The sequence below is a fragment of the Streptomyces sp. 1114.5 genome, from assembly GCF_003635085.1.
Classification (GTDB): Bacteria; Actinomycetota; Actinomycetes; order Streptomycetales; family Streptomycetaceae; genus Kitasatospora.
Window position 1 is genome coordinate 1,063,460 of sequence record NZ_RBXE01000002.1, and the last position, 11,958, is coordinate 1,075,417.

Here is an 11,958-nt window from a genome sequence, read left to right on the forward strand (position 1 = left end):
GTCGCCCGGGCGGACCGTGGTGCACACTGGCTGGCATGTCCGAGCGCACCGCCCCCACCCGCTCGCGCCGCCGGTGGCCTCCCCTGCCGCACCGATTGGTCCGCAGCCTGGCCGGGCAGCTGTTCGTCGTCCAGGTGGTGATCGTCGCCGCGGTCGTCGCGGGCGGCGCGGTGCTCGCCTACCTCTTCACCGCCGGCCGCGCCGAGGACGCCGCCCGGCGCGAGGTCACCGCGGTCGCCCACGCCGTCGCGCAGTCGCCGTCCGTCCGGGCCGCGGTCACCGGACCGGACCCGACCGCGGTGCTCCAGCCGTACGTCGAGCAGGTGCGGACGGACACCGGGGTCTCCTTCATCACCGTCATGGACACCGACGGCGTGCGCTGGACGCACCCGCTGCCCGAGCAGATCGGCAAGCGCTACCTCGGGCACATCGACTGGGCGCTCGCCGGGCAGACCCGCAGCGAGACGTACACCGGCACGCTCGGGCCGTCCGTGCGGGTGGTCACGCCGGTGTGGGACGACCGGCACCGGGTGGTCGCGCTGGTCAGCGCGGGCATCACGGTCCAGTCGATCTCCGCGCAGCTGAGCGGGCCGCTGCTGGCCCTGGTCGGGGTGGCGGTGGCCGCGCTCGCGCTCGGAGGTGCCGGTACCTACCTCGCCAACTCCCGTCTGCGGCGGCACACTCACGGCATGGGGCCGGACGAGCTCAGCCACCTCTACGAGTACCACCAGGCCACGCTGCACTCGGTGCGCGAGGGGCTGGTCCTGCTCGACCGCTCGTACCGGGTGGTGCTGTGCAACGACGCCGCCCGCGAACTGCTCGGCCTGGACGGGGAGGTGGACGGTCGGCCGGTGGCGGACCTCGGTCTGCCGGAGGCGCTGGTGGCGGCCGTACTGGGCCGGGAGGCCGTCCGGGACGAGGTGCACCTGACCGACGAGCGGGTCGTGGTGCTCAACACCTCCACCATCGGCACCGGGCTCGGCCGGGTCGTCACCCTCCGGGACCACACCGAACTGCAGGCGCTCAGCGGCGAGTTGGACTCCGTACGCGGCTTCACCGACGCGCTCGGCGCACAGGCGCACGAGGCCGCCAACCGGCTGCACGCGGTCGTTTCGCTGATCGAACTCGGCCGCCACGAACAGGCGGTGGAGCTCGCCACCGCCGAACTCGAACTCGCCCAGCAGCTCACCGACCGGGTGGTCGCGGCGGTCGGCGAGCCGGTGCTGGCCGCGCTGCTGCTCGGCAAGGCCGCCCAAGCCGCCGAGCGGGGCGTGGAGTTGAGCCTCACCGAGGACAGTCGGATCGACGACGGGGTGCTGCCGCCCGGGCTCTCCGCGCGGGACCTGATCACCGTGCTCGGCAACCTGATCGACAACGCCGTGGACGCCGCCATCGCCGGGGCCGCCCAGAGCCCCGTCCCGCCGGAGGTCACCGTCACGGCGCGGATCGACGGAGATGGCGGTGCTGCGCGTGGCGGCGCTGCGGGCGGCGGCGGGGACTGTCTGCTGCTGCGGGTCGCCGACACCGGCGCCGGCATCGACCCGGCCGCCGTCGAGGACGTGTTCCGCCGCGGCTGGAGCACCAAGCAGGACGGTCGCGGGCACGGCCTCGGGCTGGCACTGGTCGCCCAGGCCGCCCGGCGCAACGGCGGCACCGTCGAGGTCGGGCGGGAGCGCGGGGCGGTGCTCACGGTCCGGCTGCCACTGGCCGGACGGGACCCGGGCGGGCGGAGCGGCTCGGGCGACGCGGGCAGCTGCAGCTCGGGCGGGCGAGAGTCGGGGGAGCCGGGCGGGCGCGCGCGGCAAGGGGCCCTGGCGTGACCCCGCGCGAGGGCGCCGGGGCGGCCGGGATCTCCGTCCTGGTCGTCGAGGACGACCCGGTCGCGGCCGCCGCCCACACCCTGTACGTGGAACGCGAACCCGGCTTCCACGCCGCCGGGACGGTCCACAGCTGCGCCGACGCCCTCCGCTTCCTGGACCGCGCCCGCGCCACCGGGGCACCGGTCGACCTCACCCTGCTCGACCTCTACCTCCCGGACGGCCACGGCCTGCAGCTGTGCCGCACGCTGCGCGCCGCCGGCCACAGTACCGACGTCATCGCGGTGACCTCGGCCCGCGACCTCGCGATGGTGCGGCAGGCGGTTTCGGCGGGCGTCGTGCAGTACCTGCTGAAACCGTTCAGCGCCGCCGCCCTGCACGACCGCCTGGAGCGCTACGCCCGCTACCGCGACAGCCTCGGGCGGACCGGCGAGGCGACCGGCCAGGACGAGGTCGACCAGGCGTTCGCCCTGCTCCGCACGCCCGAGCGCAGCACCCTGCCCAAGGGACTGAGTGCACCCACCCTGGACACCGTCGCCTCGGTGCTCCGGGAGGCCGCGACCGGACTCTCGGCGGCCGCCGCGGGCGCCGCCGCCGGGGTCTCGCGGATCACCGCGCGGCGCTACCTGGAGCACCTGGTGGACACCGGGCGGGCGGTGCGGGAGCCGCAGTACGGGAGTGTCGGGCGGCCGGAGCTCTGCTACCGGTGGAAGGCGACTCCCTGACCGAGGGCTGCGTGTGGCTCCGGGCGGTACGGCCGGCTCGGGGTGGTGGGGGCGTGACCTTTCGGTGCGGCGGTCGTTGGAGGGGCCGGGGGAGGTTCACCCGCTCGGGTGGTTCTACGGGCCCCGCGGGCATCCCGCCAGGTCAAGGGCAGTAAAGTTAGGCTTACCTAACTTCTTCTGGGGGTTTGTCGTGTCGCTCGCTGCCGTACCCGCCCAGGCCGCCTCCGGAGCCCCGGCTCCGGCCCCCGTTGCCGGCGAGGCCATCCTGCGTCGTCAGCGCGTCCGCGAGTCCGCCGCCAGAACGTACGCCCGCTCCTTCCCGATCGTCCCGGTCCGGGCCAACGGCATGACCGTCGAGGGCGCCGACGGCCGGCGCTACCTCGACTGCCTCTCCGGCGCCGGCACCCTCGCCCTCGGCCACAACCACCCGGTGGTGCTGGAGGCCATCCGCCGCACCCTGGACAGCGGCGCCCCGCTGCACCTGCTCGACCTCGCCACCGCCGAGAAGGACGACTTCACCAGCGCACTGTTCGAGAGCCTGCCCGCCGAGTTCGCCGCCCGCGCCCGGGTGCACTTCTGCGGACCGGCCGGCACCGACGCCGTCGAGGCCGCACTCAAGCTGATGCAGACCGCCACCGGCCGTTCCGGCGCACTCGCCTTCACCGGCGGGTACCACGGCATGACAGCCGGCGCCCTCGCGCTCACCGGCAACGTCGCCGTCAAGGAACCGCTGCCCGGCGGCGGAGAGGTCGTCCGGCTGCCCTACCCGTACGGCTACCGCTGCCCGTTCGGCGTCGGCGGCGAGTCCGGCACCGAACTCGCCGCGACCTACGTCGAGCGGCTGCTGGACGACCCGTCGGGCGGCGTGGTGCCGCCCGCCGCGATGGTCCTGGAAGCCGTCCAGGGCGAGGGCGGCGTGGTCCCCGCCCCCGACGGCTGGCTGCGCGAGATGCGCCGGATCACCGCCGAACGCGGCATCCCGCTGATCGTGGACGAGGTGCAGACCGGCGTCGGCCGCACCGGAGCGATGTGGGCGGTCGAGCACAGCGGCATCGTCCCGGACGCGATGGTGCTCTCCAAGGCCATCGGCGGCAGCCTGCCGCTCGCGGTCGTCGTCTACCGCGAGGACTACGACGGCTGGCGGCCCGGCGCCCACACCGGCACCTTCCGCGGCAACACCCTCGCCATGGCCGCAGGGGCCGCCACGCTCCGTCACGTCGCCGCGAACGGGCTCGCCGAACGCGCGGCCGTGGTCGGCGAGCGGATGGCGGCCCGGCTGCGCGAACTCGCCGGCGAGCTGCCGGTGATCGGCGACGTGCGCGGTCGGGGCCTGATGCTCGGCGTCGAACTGGTCGACCCGACGGCCGAACCCGACTCCTGCGGCGCCCGCCCGGCGGATCCCGCCCTCGCCGTACGGGTCCGGGCGGCGTGCCTGGAACGCGGGCTGATCGTCGAACTCGGCGGACGCCACGACGCCGTCCTGCGCCTGCTCCCGCCGCTCACCATCACGGACGAGCAGGCGGCGGCAGTGTTGGAGCGACTGGCGGAGGCGATCGCGGCGGCGGACCGGGCGGCTGTCGGCCCGGTTGACGGGGCCGCTGCCGGCGCTCCTGTCGGTGCTCCTGCGGTCCTCGGTGCGGCGAGGGGGGAGCGGTGAGCGGGACCGGACCCGGGCCGATCGGGTTGCCCGGGGGCGAGGTCCCCGCGGACGCCCTGGCCGGAGGCGCGGGCGGGCCCGGCGCGCTCGGGCCGCTGCTGGCCACCGTCCTGGACGCCCTCGACGCGGGCACCGCCATGCGCTCCGGACCGCTGCCGGCGGGCAGCCCGGCCGAGATCACCGCCCTGGTCGGCGACGCCCTGGCCACCGCCGACGGGCGCAGCGCACTCGCCCGCCTCACCGAACTCCTCGCCTACGGAGCCGCCGACCCCGCCGACCCGGCCTGCGCCGCACACCTGCACTGCCCGCCGCTCGCCGTCGCCGCCGCGGCCGACCTCGCCGTCAGCGCCCTCAACCCCTCGCAGGACTCATGGGACCAGGCCCCCGCGGCCACGGCACTGGAAACCGCGCTGCTCGCCGAACTCGCCGAGCTGGTCGGCTACGACCCGCGGCGCTCCGCCGGAGTCCTCACCTCCGGCGGCACCGAGTCCAACCTGATGGGGCTCATGCTGGCGCGCGACCAGAAGCTCGACGGCATCGTGGAGTTGGACGGGATCCCGGCCGGCGTCCGCCCCTGCATCATCGCCTCCGAGGCCGCGCACTTCTCCGTCCAGCGCGCGGCCGCGCTGCTCGGACTCGGCGAACGGGCCGTCGTCTCCGTTCCGGTCGACCGACAACTCCGGATGCGGGAAAGCGACTTGGAGCGGGCGCTGGCCGAAGCCAGCTGGGCCGGCCGGCACCCGATCGCCGTGGTCGCCACCGCCGGCACCACCGACACCGGGGCGATCGACCCGCTGCCCACCGCCGCCGACCTCGCCGGGCGGTACGGCGCCTGGCTGCACGTGGACGCCGCGTACGGCGGCGGAGCCCTGCTCTCCGACCGGCTCGCCCCGCTGCTCGACGGCATCGCCCGCGCCGACTCGGTCTCCCTCGACTGGCACAAACTCGGCTGGCAACCGGCCGCCGCCGGAGTCTTCCTGGTCCGCCGCGCCGAAACGTACGTCTCGCTCGCCCGCCGCGCCGAATACCTGAATCCGGTCGACGACGAGCAGGCCGGGTACCCCAGCCTGCTCGGCCGCTCCCTGCGCACCACCCGCCGCGCCGACGCCTTCAAGCTCGCCGTCACCCTGCGCACCCTCGGGCGCGACGGCCTCGGCCGCCTCGTCGACGCCTGCCACGACCTCGCCCATGCCGCCGCCGACGCCGTCCGCGCCGACCCCTCGCTCGAACTCCACGACGACCCTGTCCTCACCACCGTCCTCTTCCGCTACCGCCCGCCGGGCGTCACGGACGAGGCGGCGCTGGACGAGGTGAACGGCCGGCTGCGGCGGTTGCTGCTGCGGAGCGGCCGGGCGGTGGTGGGGCGGACGGAGCTTCCCGGGGACGGGCCGGGGCGGGTGCGGTTGAAGCTCACGCTGCTCAATCCGCACACGACGGCGGGGGAGGTCGGCGCGCTGTTGCGCGAGGTGGTCGGTGCGGGCCGCAAGGTGGCGGGGGAACGGGCGGGGTAACGGGCGGGCGGGTAGCCGGCGGGCCGGCCGCGGGTCAGGGGGGTTCCTCCACCTCCAAATCAGAAGCCTTTTCCCTTGACGCTGTTGGAGAAAGACACACTGGCGTGGGAGGCTGTCCTACGGATATCCGATCGCGCCCCGACAATGTCCGTGGACATAGCTTCGCAAGGGTGTACAGGCCGTTTCCGGCCGCCCGGTGATCACATTCCGCCAACCCCCGGTCAGGGCTTGCGGAGATCCCGAAGAGCGGCGGTAACTTCATGTGGCCGCAGCCCCACCATGTGCACACGGCACCCGCGGTGGGCGGCCTGACCAGGCACGCGTTGCCCAGGCGTGGAGATCACTCCCTTGCATCCGGGTGAACTCCGCCTGCTTGCCGTGCATTTCTGTGAATCCCGGTAAATCCACGTGAACACGTCCTGCGACCATGTTGCGAAGCGGAGGCAAGGCATGCGCCAAACCGTCCCGGACGACGGGCCGATAACCACCCCGATGGGCCTGTACGAGGCCCTCCCGTACTCCCGCCGATGCCGGGAGATCTGGCAGCGGGGCGAGCACCTGCTCATCGGCGTCAGTCCGGGGAACAGCTATTTCAGTCACCGTCGGATAGCCGAACTCGTTGGGTGGGGGCTGGAGTTCTTCGAGCGCATCGACATCGTGTACGCGGACCTCCTGATCGCGACCCAGTTCGAGGCCTTCGGCTACGCCCCCGAGCACGCGCAGCGGCGGGCCGCCAAGGAGGTCAGGGCCACCGCCCGCCGGATCGAGCGGGGCGTGGCGGAGTCCGGACACCGGAACTCCGTACGGGTGCACGCCCTGTCCGAGTTCACCGCCACCGACGCCTACCGGCGGCTGCACCGCCAGGCCGTCGACGGCCTGCGGGCCGACCCGGTGTACCGGACCGCCGCGGAGAGCATGGCGCGCGGATTCCTGGCGGCCCGGCTGGGCGAAGGGCTGGCGCCGACGGAGCTCCAACTCGCCGCCGGACTGCGCTACATCACGGCCGAGCTGCCGTTCTTCCTGGACACGCCGGCGCTGCTCGGCGTGCCGTCCTCGGTCAGCTGCTACCACCTGCAACTTCCCCTCACCCCGGTCCTGTTCGGGCGGGACGAGGGGGTGCGGGCGGCGGCCCGCCAGGCCTATGCGGTGGTCCGGCCGGCCGAGGTGTCCTCGGTCCCGGCCGCGGCCGCCGTCGTGGCCGCCCGGACCGCATAGCCGACTCCTGTGCCCACTCGGCTCTCCGCTCCCCTTTCCCCTCGCCCTTCCTTCGCCCTTCCACTCACCGGTTCACCGCAGCTTCGATCAAGGAGCCAGGCATGACGGACTACATGACGGACAAGCTCACGACCGACTTGACCTTCCCGTTCTCCAGGCGGGGCGACGTGCTCCCCGAGGAGGCCGACCGACTGCGCGAGCAGCAACCGATCGCACCGGTCCGCACCATGACCGGCGACCCCGCCTGGCTGGTGAGCAGCTACGAGCTCGCCAAACAGGTGCTGGAGGACGAGCGGTTCAGCCTCAAGGACACCGCCAACCCCGGCGTCCCGCGCCAGTACGCGCTGACCATCCCGCCGGAGGTGGTCAACAACATGGGCAACATCAACAGCGCCGGGCTGCGCAACGCCGTGATGAAGACGCTCTCACCGCGCGCCGACAAGGAGCTCGACGGCTGGCTGCAGGCCGAAGCCCACCGCCTGATCGACGCGTTGGAAGCACAGGGCGCGCCCGGCGAACTGCGCGGCGGCTTCACCGAGCCGTACTCGGCCGCGTTGCACTGCCGACTGCTCGGCATCCCGTCCGACGACTGGCGGCGGCTGATGTCCGGCATCGACGTGGCCTTCCTGACCAGCCCGGTGCCCTTCGAGGGGGCGACGCCCAACTGGTACAAGGACCTCGGCTACATGCTCGGGAAGCTCAACGCCGATCCGGAGCCGGCGGACGGGCTGCTCGGGCGGTTCGCGGAACTGCGCCGATCGCCCGACGTCTCGGACCGGGTGAGCGACGAACTGCTCGCCACCGTCGCCCTGTCGTTGTTCGGCGCGGGCGCGGTGTCCACCTCGGCGTTCCTGCTGTGCGCCGTCATCTACCTGTGCGAGCAGCCGGAACTCGCCGAGCGCTTGCGGCAGGAGCCCAAGCTGGTCGGCCGTGCGGTGGACGAGCTGCTGCGGGTCAACCTGTCGATCGGCGACGCGCTGCCGCGGCTGGCGCTCGCGGACGTCCGGGTCGGTGATGTCCTGGTCAAGAAGGGCGAGTTGGTGCTCGTCCTGGTCGAGGGTGCCAACTACGACCCGGCGGTCTTCCCGGACCCGAAGCGGATCGACTTCGACCGGCCGGAGAACCCGCATCTCGCCTTCGGCGCCGGCCGCCACTTCTGCCCGGCATCGGCGCTCGGCCGTACGCATGCCGAGATCGCCGTCACCGCGCTGGTCGAACGGCTCCCGGAGCTGCGGCTCGCCGTGCCCGTCGAGCAGTTGGCCTGGCGGCCGGGGTTCATCAAGCGCCTGCCGGAGCGGCTGCCGGTGGTGTGGTGACGCGAGGCCTGCGGTGGCCGCCCGGGGTCAGGTGCCGAGGAGGATGCCGCGGGTGAGTTCCCAGGTGTGCGGGTCGGCGGCGACCAGGAGGCCGTCCTCGCAGCCGGGGGCCTCGGGGCGGTAGGGGGCGCCGTCCATGCGGGCGGCGACACCGCCGGCCTCGGTGAGCAGCAGGGAGCCGGGGGCGTGGTCCCAGGGGAGGGTGCGCCAGTAGAAGATGAAGTCGAACCGGCCCTCGGTCACATCGGGGTACTCGATCCCGGCGGCGCTGCGGCCGGGGGAGATCTCGCCGAAGGCCGAGCAGTTGGCTTCCAGGAGTCGGCGCTGGTCCGGGTCGAGGAAACGGCTCTTCAGGACACCGGTCAGCTTGGCGGGGTCGGCCGGTGCCGGCGGGCGGGTCAGGCGCTCGCCGTCGCGCCAGGCGCCGGCGCCCAGTTCGGCGCGGTAGGCGGTGCCGGTGGCGGGCTGCCGGATCCAGGAGGCGACGGTTCGGCCGGAGCGGACAAGGGAGCACATCACGGCGTAGTCGGGGCGGCCGGCGACGAAGTTGGAGGTGCCGTCCACCGGGTCGACCAGCCAGACGGCGGGCTCGTCGTGCAGGGCCTGGGCGAGCGACGGGTCGGCGGCTACCGCCTCCTCGCCGACCACGGGGACGGGGAGCAGCTCGCGCAGGCGGCGTGCGATGATCGCCTCGGCCTCGCGGTCGGCGATCGTCACGACCTCGCCGGGTGCCTTCTCCATCACCTCGCCGGCGGCCAGCGCACGGAAGCGCGGCTCCACCGCCTCGGCCGACGCCTCGGCGAGTATCTCCGCCACCTTGTCCATCAGCACGTTCGCGCTCCCTTCGCTGCCTCCACTGTCGCACGAGTGTGCGGGGGCGGCTGCGGCGGACGGGGGCGGCGAACAGCTGACAGCTGACAGATGTCAGCCGACAGCTGACAGATGTTGAAATCTGTCAGCTGTCAGCTGTCAGCTGTCAGCTGTTGTCCGTTGGCTGTCGGCTGTTCGCCGTCACGCTCCCAAGTAGTGGAACGCCGGGCGTGGGTGCGTCCGGGAACCCGAATGGAGCAGGCCGGGCCTGGTGGCTCCTGGGCGGCGGCGCCGCTCGGGTGCGGAAACCGCGAACCCCGGCAGAATCGGTGGGTGGGGGAGGCCCCGGCTGCGCCGCAGGCGCCCACGTGAGAGGACCGTGCCATGCCCGACTTCCGCCCGAAGGACGACCACCTGATCGTCAAGCCGATCGGCGGGGCGGCCCCGCAGGACCCGGACCGGTGGAAGGGCGAGGTGGTGGCGGTGGGGCCCGGCCGGACCCTGGGGAGCGGCAAGCCGCACCCGGTGGACGTCAAGGTCGGCGAGCGGATCCTCTTCAACCTGCGCGCCGGGTCGCCGTTCGAGGCGGACGGGGAGCAGTACGTCGAGCTCCCCGAGGACGAGGTCCTCGCACTCTCCGCGGAGTAGCGAAGGCCCCGAAGTCCCCGAAGGCCCCAGGCATCGACACCCCTTGGAGACTCCCGCCATGACCGAACAGCCCACGACCGAACAGGCCACGACCGAACAGGCACAGGCCCGGATCGGGGTCACCGGCCTGGCCGTGATGGGCCGCAACCTGGCCAGGAACTTCGCCCGCCACGGGCACCGCGTGGCCGTGCACAACCGCACGTGGGCGCGGACCGCGGCGCTGTTGGAGGAGTTCGGACACGAGGGTGACTTCGTGGCCGCCGAGACCACGGAGGCGTTCGTCGCGGCCCTGCAGCGTCCCCGGCTGATCGTGATCATGGTCAAGGCCGGAGCGCCGACCGACGCGGTCATCGACGAGCTGGTGCCGCTGCTCGACGCGGGCGATGTGGTGGTGGACGGAGGAAACGCGCACTTCCCCGACACCAGGAGGCGCGAGGCCGCCCTGCGGGAACGCGGGCTGCACTTCGTGGGCAGCGGGATCTCCGGCGGTGAGCAGGGCGCACTGGAGGGCCCGAGCATCATGCCCGGCGGCACGCCGGAGGCCTACCGCCTCCTGGGGCCGCTGCTGGAGGACATCGCGGCCAAGGTCGACGGCCGGCCCTGCTGCACCCACGTGGGCCCGGACGGCGCCGGCCACTTCGTCAAGATGGTCCACAACGGGATCGAGTACGCCGACATGCAGCTCATCGCCGAGGCGTACGACCTGCTGCGGCACGGCGGCGGGCTGCAGCCCGCCGCGATCGCCGAGGTCTTCCGGGAGTGGAACGGCGGACGACTGGAGTCCTACCTCATCGAGATCACCGCCGAGATCCTCGCCCACACCGACGCGGCGACCGGCAAGCCCTTCGTCGACATCGTGCTGGACCAGGCCGAGCAGAAGGGCACCGGCCGCTGGACGGTCCAGAGCGCGCTGGACCTCGGCGTGCCCGTGAGCGGGATCGCCGAGGCGGTCTTCGCCCGCGCCCTGTCCGGCAGCGTGCCGCTGCGGCGGGCCGGCCGGGACCTGCCCGGCCCCACCGAGACCTGGTTGGACAGCGCGGCGGCGGACCGGTTCGCGGCGGACGTCGAACAGGCCCTGTACGCCTCCAAGATGGTGGCCTACGCGCAGGGCTTCAACCAGATCCAGGCCGGCAGCGCGGAGTACTCCTGGGACATCGACCCCGGTGCGATGGCCACGATCTGGCGCGGCGGCTGCATCATCAGGGCCCGCTTCCTGGACCGGATCAGGGCAGCGTACGAGGCGGACCGGGAGCGCCCCACACTGCTGACCGACGCGCACTTCCAGGAGGCGCTCGACTCCGCGCAGTCGGCCTGGCGGCGGGTCGTCTCGGCGGCGGTCCAACTGGGGGTGCCCGCCCCCGGCTTCGCCACCGCGCTCGCCTACTACGACGGCCTGCGGGCGGGGCGCCTGCCGGCCGCGCTGGTCCAGGGCCAGCGGGACTTCTTCGGCGCTCACACGTACCACCGCGTCGACCGGGACGGGACCTTCCACACCCGCTGGGAGGTCGCGGACCGTCCGGAGGAGCAGCGCTGAGAAACCCGGCCGCCTCGTCCGCGGCCCAGGCCCGTCCGCGGTCCAGCCTCGTCCGCGCTCCCGTCCCGTCCGCGCTCCCGGCCGGGACGTGGCCCGGCTCCTTCGACGGACCCGCTCCCGTTGCCGCCCGACCGGCTGCCGAGGAGACTGAACACTGTGACCGACGTGCGCGAGAAACTCGACTACCAGACCTTCGGCCGGGCGGTGCGCGAACTCGCGCAGACGATCGCCGACAGCGGGTACGAACCCGACATCATCCTGAGCATTGCCCGCGGCGGCGTGTTCGTGGCGGGCGGCCTGGCGTACGCGCTGGACTGCAAGAACGTCCACCTGGTGAACGTCGAGTTCTACACGGGCGTGGGCACCACCCTGGAAATGCCCGTCATGCTGGCGCCCGTCCCCCAGGCCGTCGACTTCACCAGCAAGAAGGTCCTGATCGCCGACGACGTCGCCGACACGGGCAAGACCCTGAAGCTGGTGCATGACTTCTGCCTCGACCACGTCGCCGAGGTGCGGTCCGCCGTCATCTACGAGAAGTCGCACTCCCTCGTCCGGTGCGAGTACGTGTGGAAGAGGACGGACGACTGGATCGAGTTCCCGTGGTCGACGGACGGACCGGTCGTCAGGCGCGCCGGCCAGGTGCTCGACGCCTGATCGCACCCGGGCCTGGGGTCTGATGGCCCGTCAAGTGATCTTCGCCACTGACCCGCCGGTGCGGCTGGGCG

10 protein-coding genes are annotated in these 11,958 nt (G+C 73.3%); 9 read left to right on the forward strand and 1 reads right to left on the reverse strand.

Annotated elements, in window-relative coordinates; all coding sequences use genetic code 11:
- The first annotated feature begins 35 nt into the window (after nucleotides 1-35).
- The 6 genes from BX285_RS27955 to BX285_RS27980 all read left to right on the forward strand — a co-directional run bounded on the left by BX285_RS27955 (nucleotide 36) and on the right by BX285_RS27980 (nucleotide 8,241).
- Entirely contained in the window at nucleotides 36-1,820 is a 1,785-nt protein-coding gene (locus BX285_RS27955; RefSeq protein WP_121178613.1) for an ATP-binding protein, read from the forward strand.
- Nucleotides 1,817-2,542 (forward strand): response regulator, encoded by a 726-nt coding sequence (locus tag BX285_RS27960; RefSeq protein WP_121178614.1) that lies wholly within the window; start codon nucleotides 1,817-1,819, stop codon nucleotides 2,540-2,542. Before BX285_RS27955 ends, BX285_RS27960 begins: the two co-directional genes overlap by 4 nt.
- A 190-nt stretch (nucleotides 2,543-2,732) precedes the next feature.
- Nucleotides 2,733-4,199: a diaminobutyrate--2-oxoglutarate transaminase gene (locus BX285_RS27965; protein WP_121178615.1), complete on the forward strand. Its 1,467-nt coding sequence runs from the start codon at nucleotides 2,733-2,735 to the stop codon at nucleotides 4,197-4,199.
- On the forward strand, nucleotides 4,196-5,710 hold the full coding sequence (locus BX285_RS27970; protein ID WP_257032305.1) for a pyridoxal-dependent decarboxylase: 1,515 nt from the start codon (nucleotides 4,196-4,198) through the stop codon (nucleotides 5,708-5,710). The genes BX285_RS27965 and BX285_RS27970 overlap by 4 nt, the downstream gene beginning before the upstream one ends.
- Before the next feature lie 450 nt (nucleotides 5,711-6,160).
- Nucleotides 6,161-6,925, forward strand: a complete 765-nt coding sequence (locus BX285_RS27975; protein WP_259470816.1) for a tRNA-dependent cyclodipeptide synthase — start codon at nucleotides 6,161-6,163, stop codon at nucleotides 6,923-6,925.
- 101 nt (nucleotides 6,926-7,026) lie between these two features.
- A complete protein-coding gene (locus BX285_RS27980) occupies nucleotides 7,027-8,241 on the forward strand; it encodes a cytochrome P450 (protein ID WP_259470817.1) in 1,215 nt (404 codons plus the stop codon).
- A gap of 27 nt (nucleotides 8,242-8,268) precedes the next feature.
- Here BX285_RS27980 and BX285_RS27985 read toward each other — a convergent pair whose 3' ends face one another.
- Nucleotides 8,269-9,066 carry an inositol monophosphatase family protein gene (locus BX285_RS27985; protein ID WP_121179052.1) on the reverse strand — a complete coding sequence of 266 codons (798 nt, stop codon included), beginning with the start codon at nucleotides 9,064-9,066 and terminating at the stop codon, nucleotides 8,269-8,271.
- Nucleotides 9,067-9,435: 369 nt separating this feature from the next.
- Here BX285_RS27985 and BX285_RS27990 point away from each other — a divergent pair, with 369 nt between their 5' ends.
- The 3 genes from BX285_RS27990 to BX285_RS28000 all read left to right on the forward strand — a co-directional run bounded on the left by BX285_RS27990 (nucleotide 9,436) and on the right by BX285_RS28000 (nucleotide 11,887).
- On the forward strand, nucleotides 9,436-9,699 hold the full coding sequence (locus BX285_RS27990) for a co-chaperone GroES (RefSeq protein WP_097235360.1): 264 nt from the start codon (nucleotides 9,436-9,438) through the stop codon (nucleotides 9,697-9,699).
- Between the two features lie 58 nt (nucleotides 9,700-9,757).
- On the forward strand, nucleotides 9,758-11,233 hold the full coding sequence (gene gndA, locus BX285_RS27995) for an NADP-dependent phosphogluconate dehydrogenase (RefSeq protein ID WP_121178616.1): 1,476 nt from the start codon (nucleotides 9,758-9,760) through the stop codon (nucleotides 11,231-11,233).
- Between the two features lie 147 nt (nucleotides 11,234-11,380).
- Nucleotides 11,381-11,887 carry a phosphoribosyltransferase gene (locus tag BX285_RS28000; RefSeq protein WP_398901566.1) on the forward strand — a complete coding sequence of 169 codons (507 nt, stop codon included), beginning with the start codon at nucleotides 11,381-11,383 and terminating at the stop codon, nucleotides 11,885-11,887.
- Nucleotides 11,888-11,958 lie beyond the last annotated feature (71 nt).

Excerpts from the sequence above, each read along its gene's own strand:
- BX285_RS27955 (WP_121178613.1), top strand. The coding sequence starts at position 36 with ATGTCCGAGCGCACCGCCCCCACCCGCTCGCGCCGCCGGTGGCCTCCC.
- BX285_RS27975 (WP_259470816.1), top strand. The coding sequence starts at position 6,161 with ATGCGCCAAACCGTCCCGGACGACGGGCCGATAACCACCCCGATGGGC.
- BX285_RS27980 (WP_259470817.1), top strand. The coding sequence starts at position 7,027 with ATGACGGACTACATGACGGACAAGCTCACGACCGACTTGACCTTCCCG.
- BX285_RS27985 (WP_121179052.1), bottom strand. The coding sequence starts at position 9,066 with ATGGACAAGGTGGCGGAGATACTCGCCGAGGCGTCGGCCGAGGCGGTG.
- BX285_RS27990 (WP_097235360.1), top strand. The coding sequence starts at position 9,436 with ATGCCCGACTTCCGCCCGAAGGACGACCACCTGATCGTCAAGCCGATC.
- gndA (WP_121178616.1), top strand. The coding sequence starts at position 9,758 with ATGACCGAACAGCCCACGACCGAACAGGCCACGACCGAACAGGCACAG.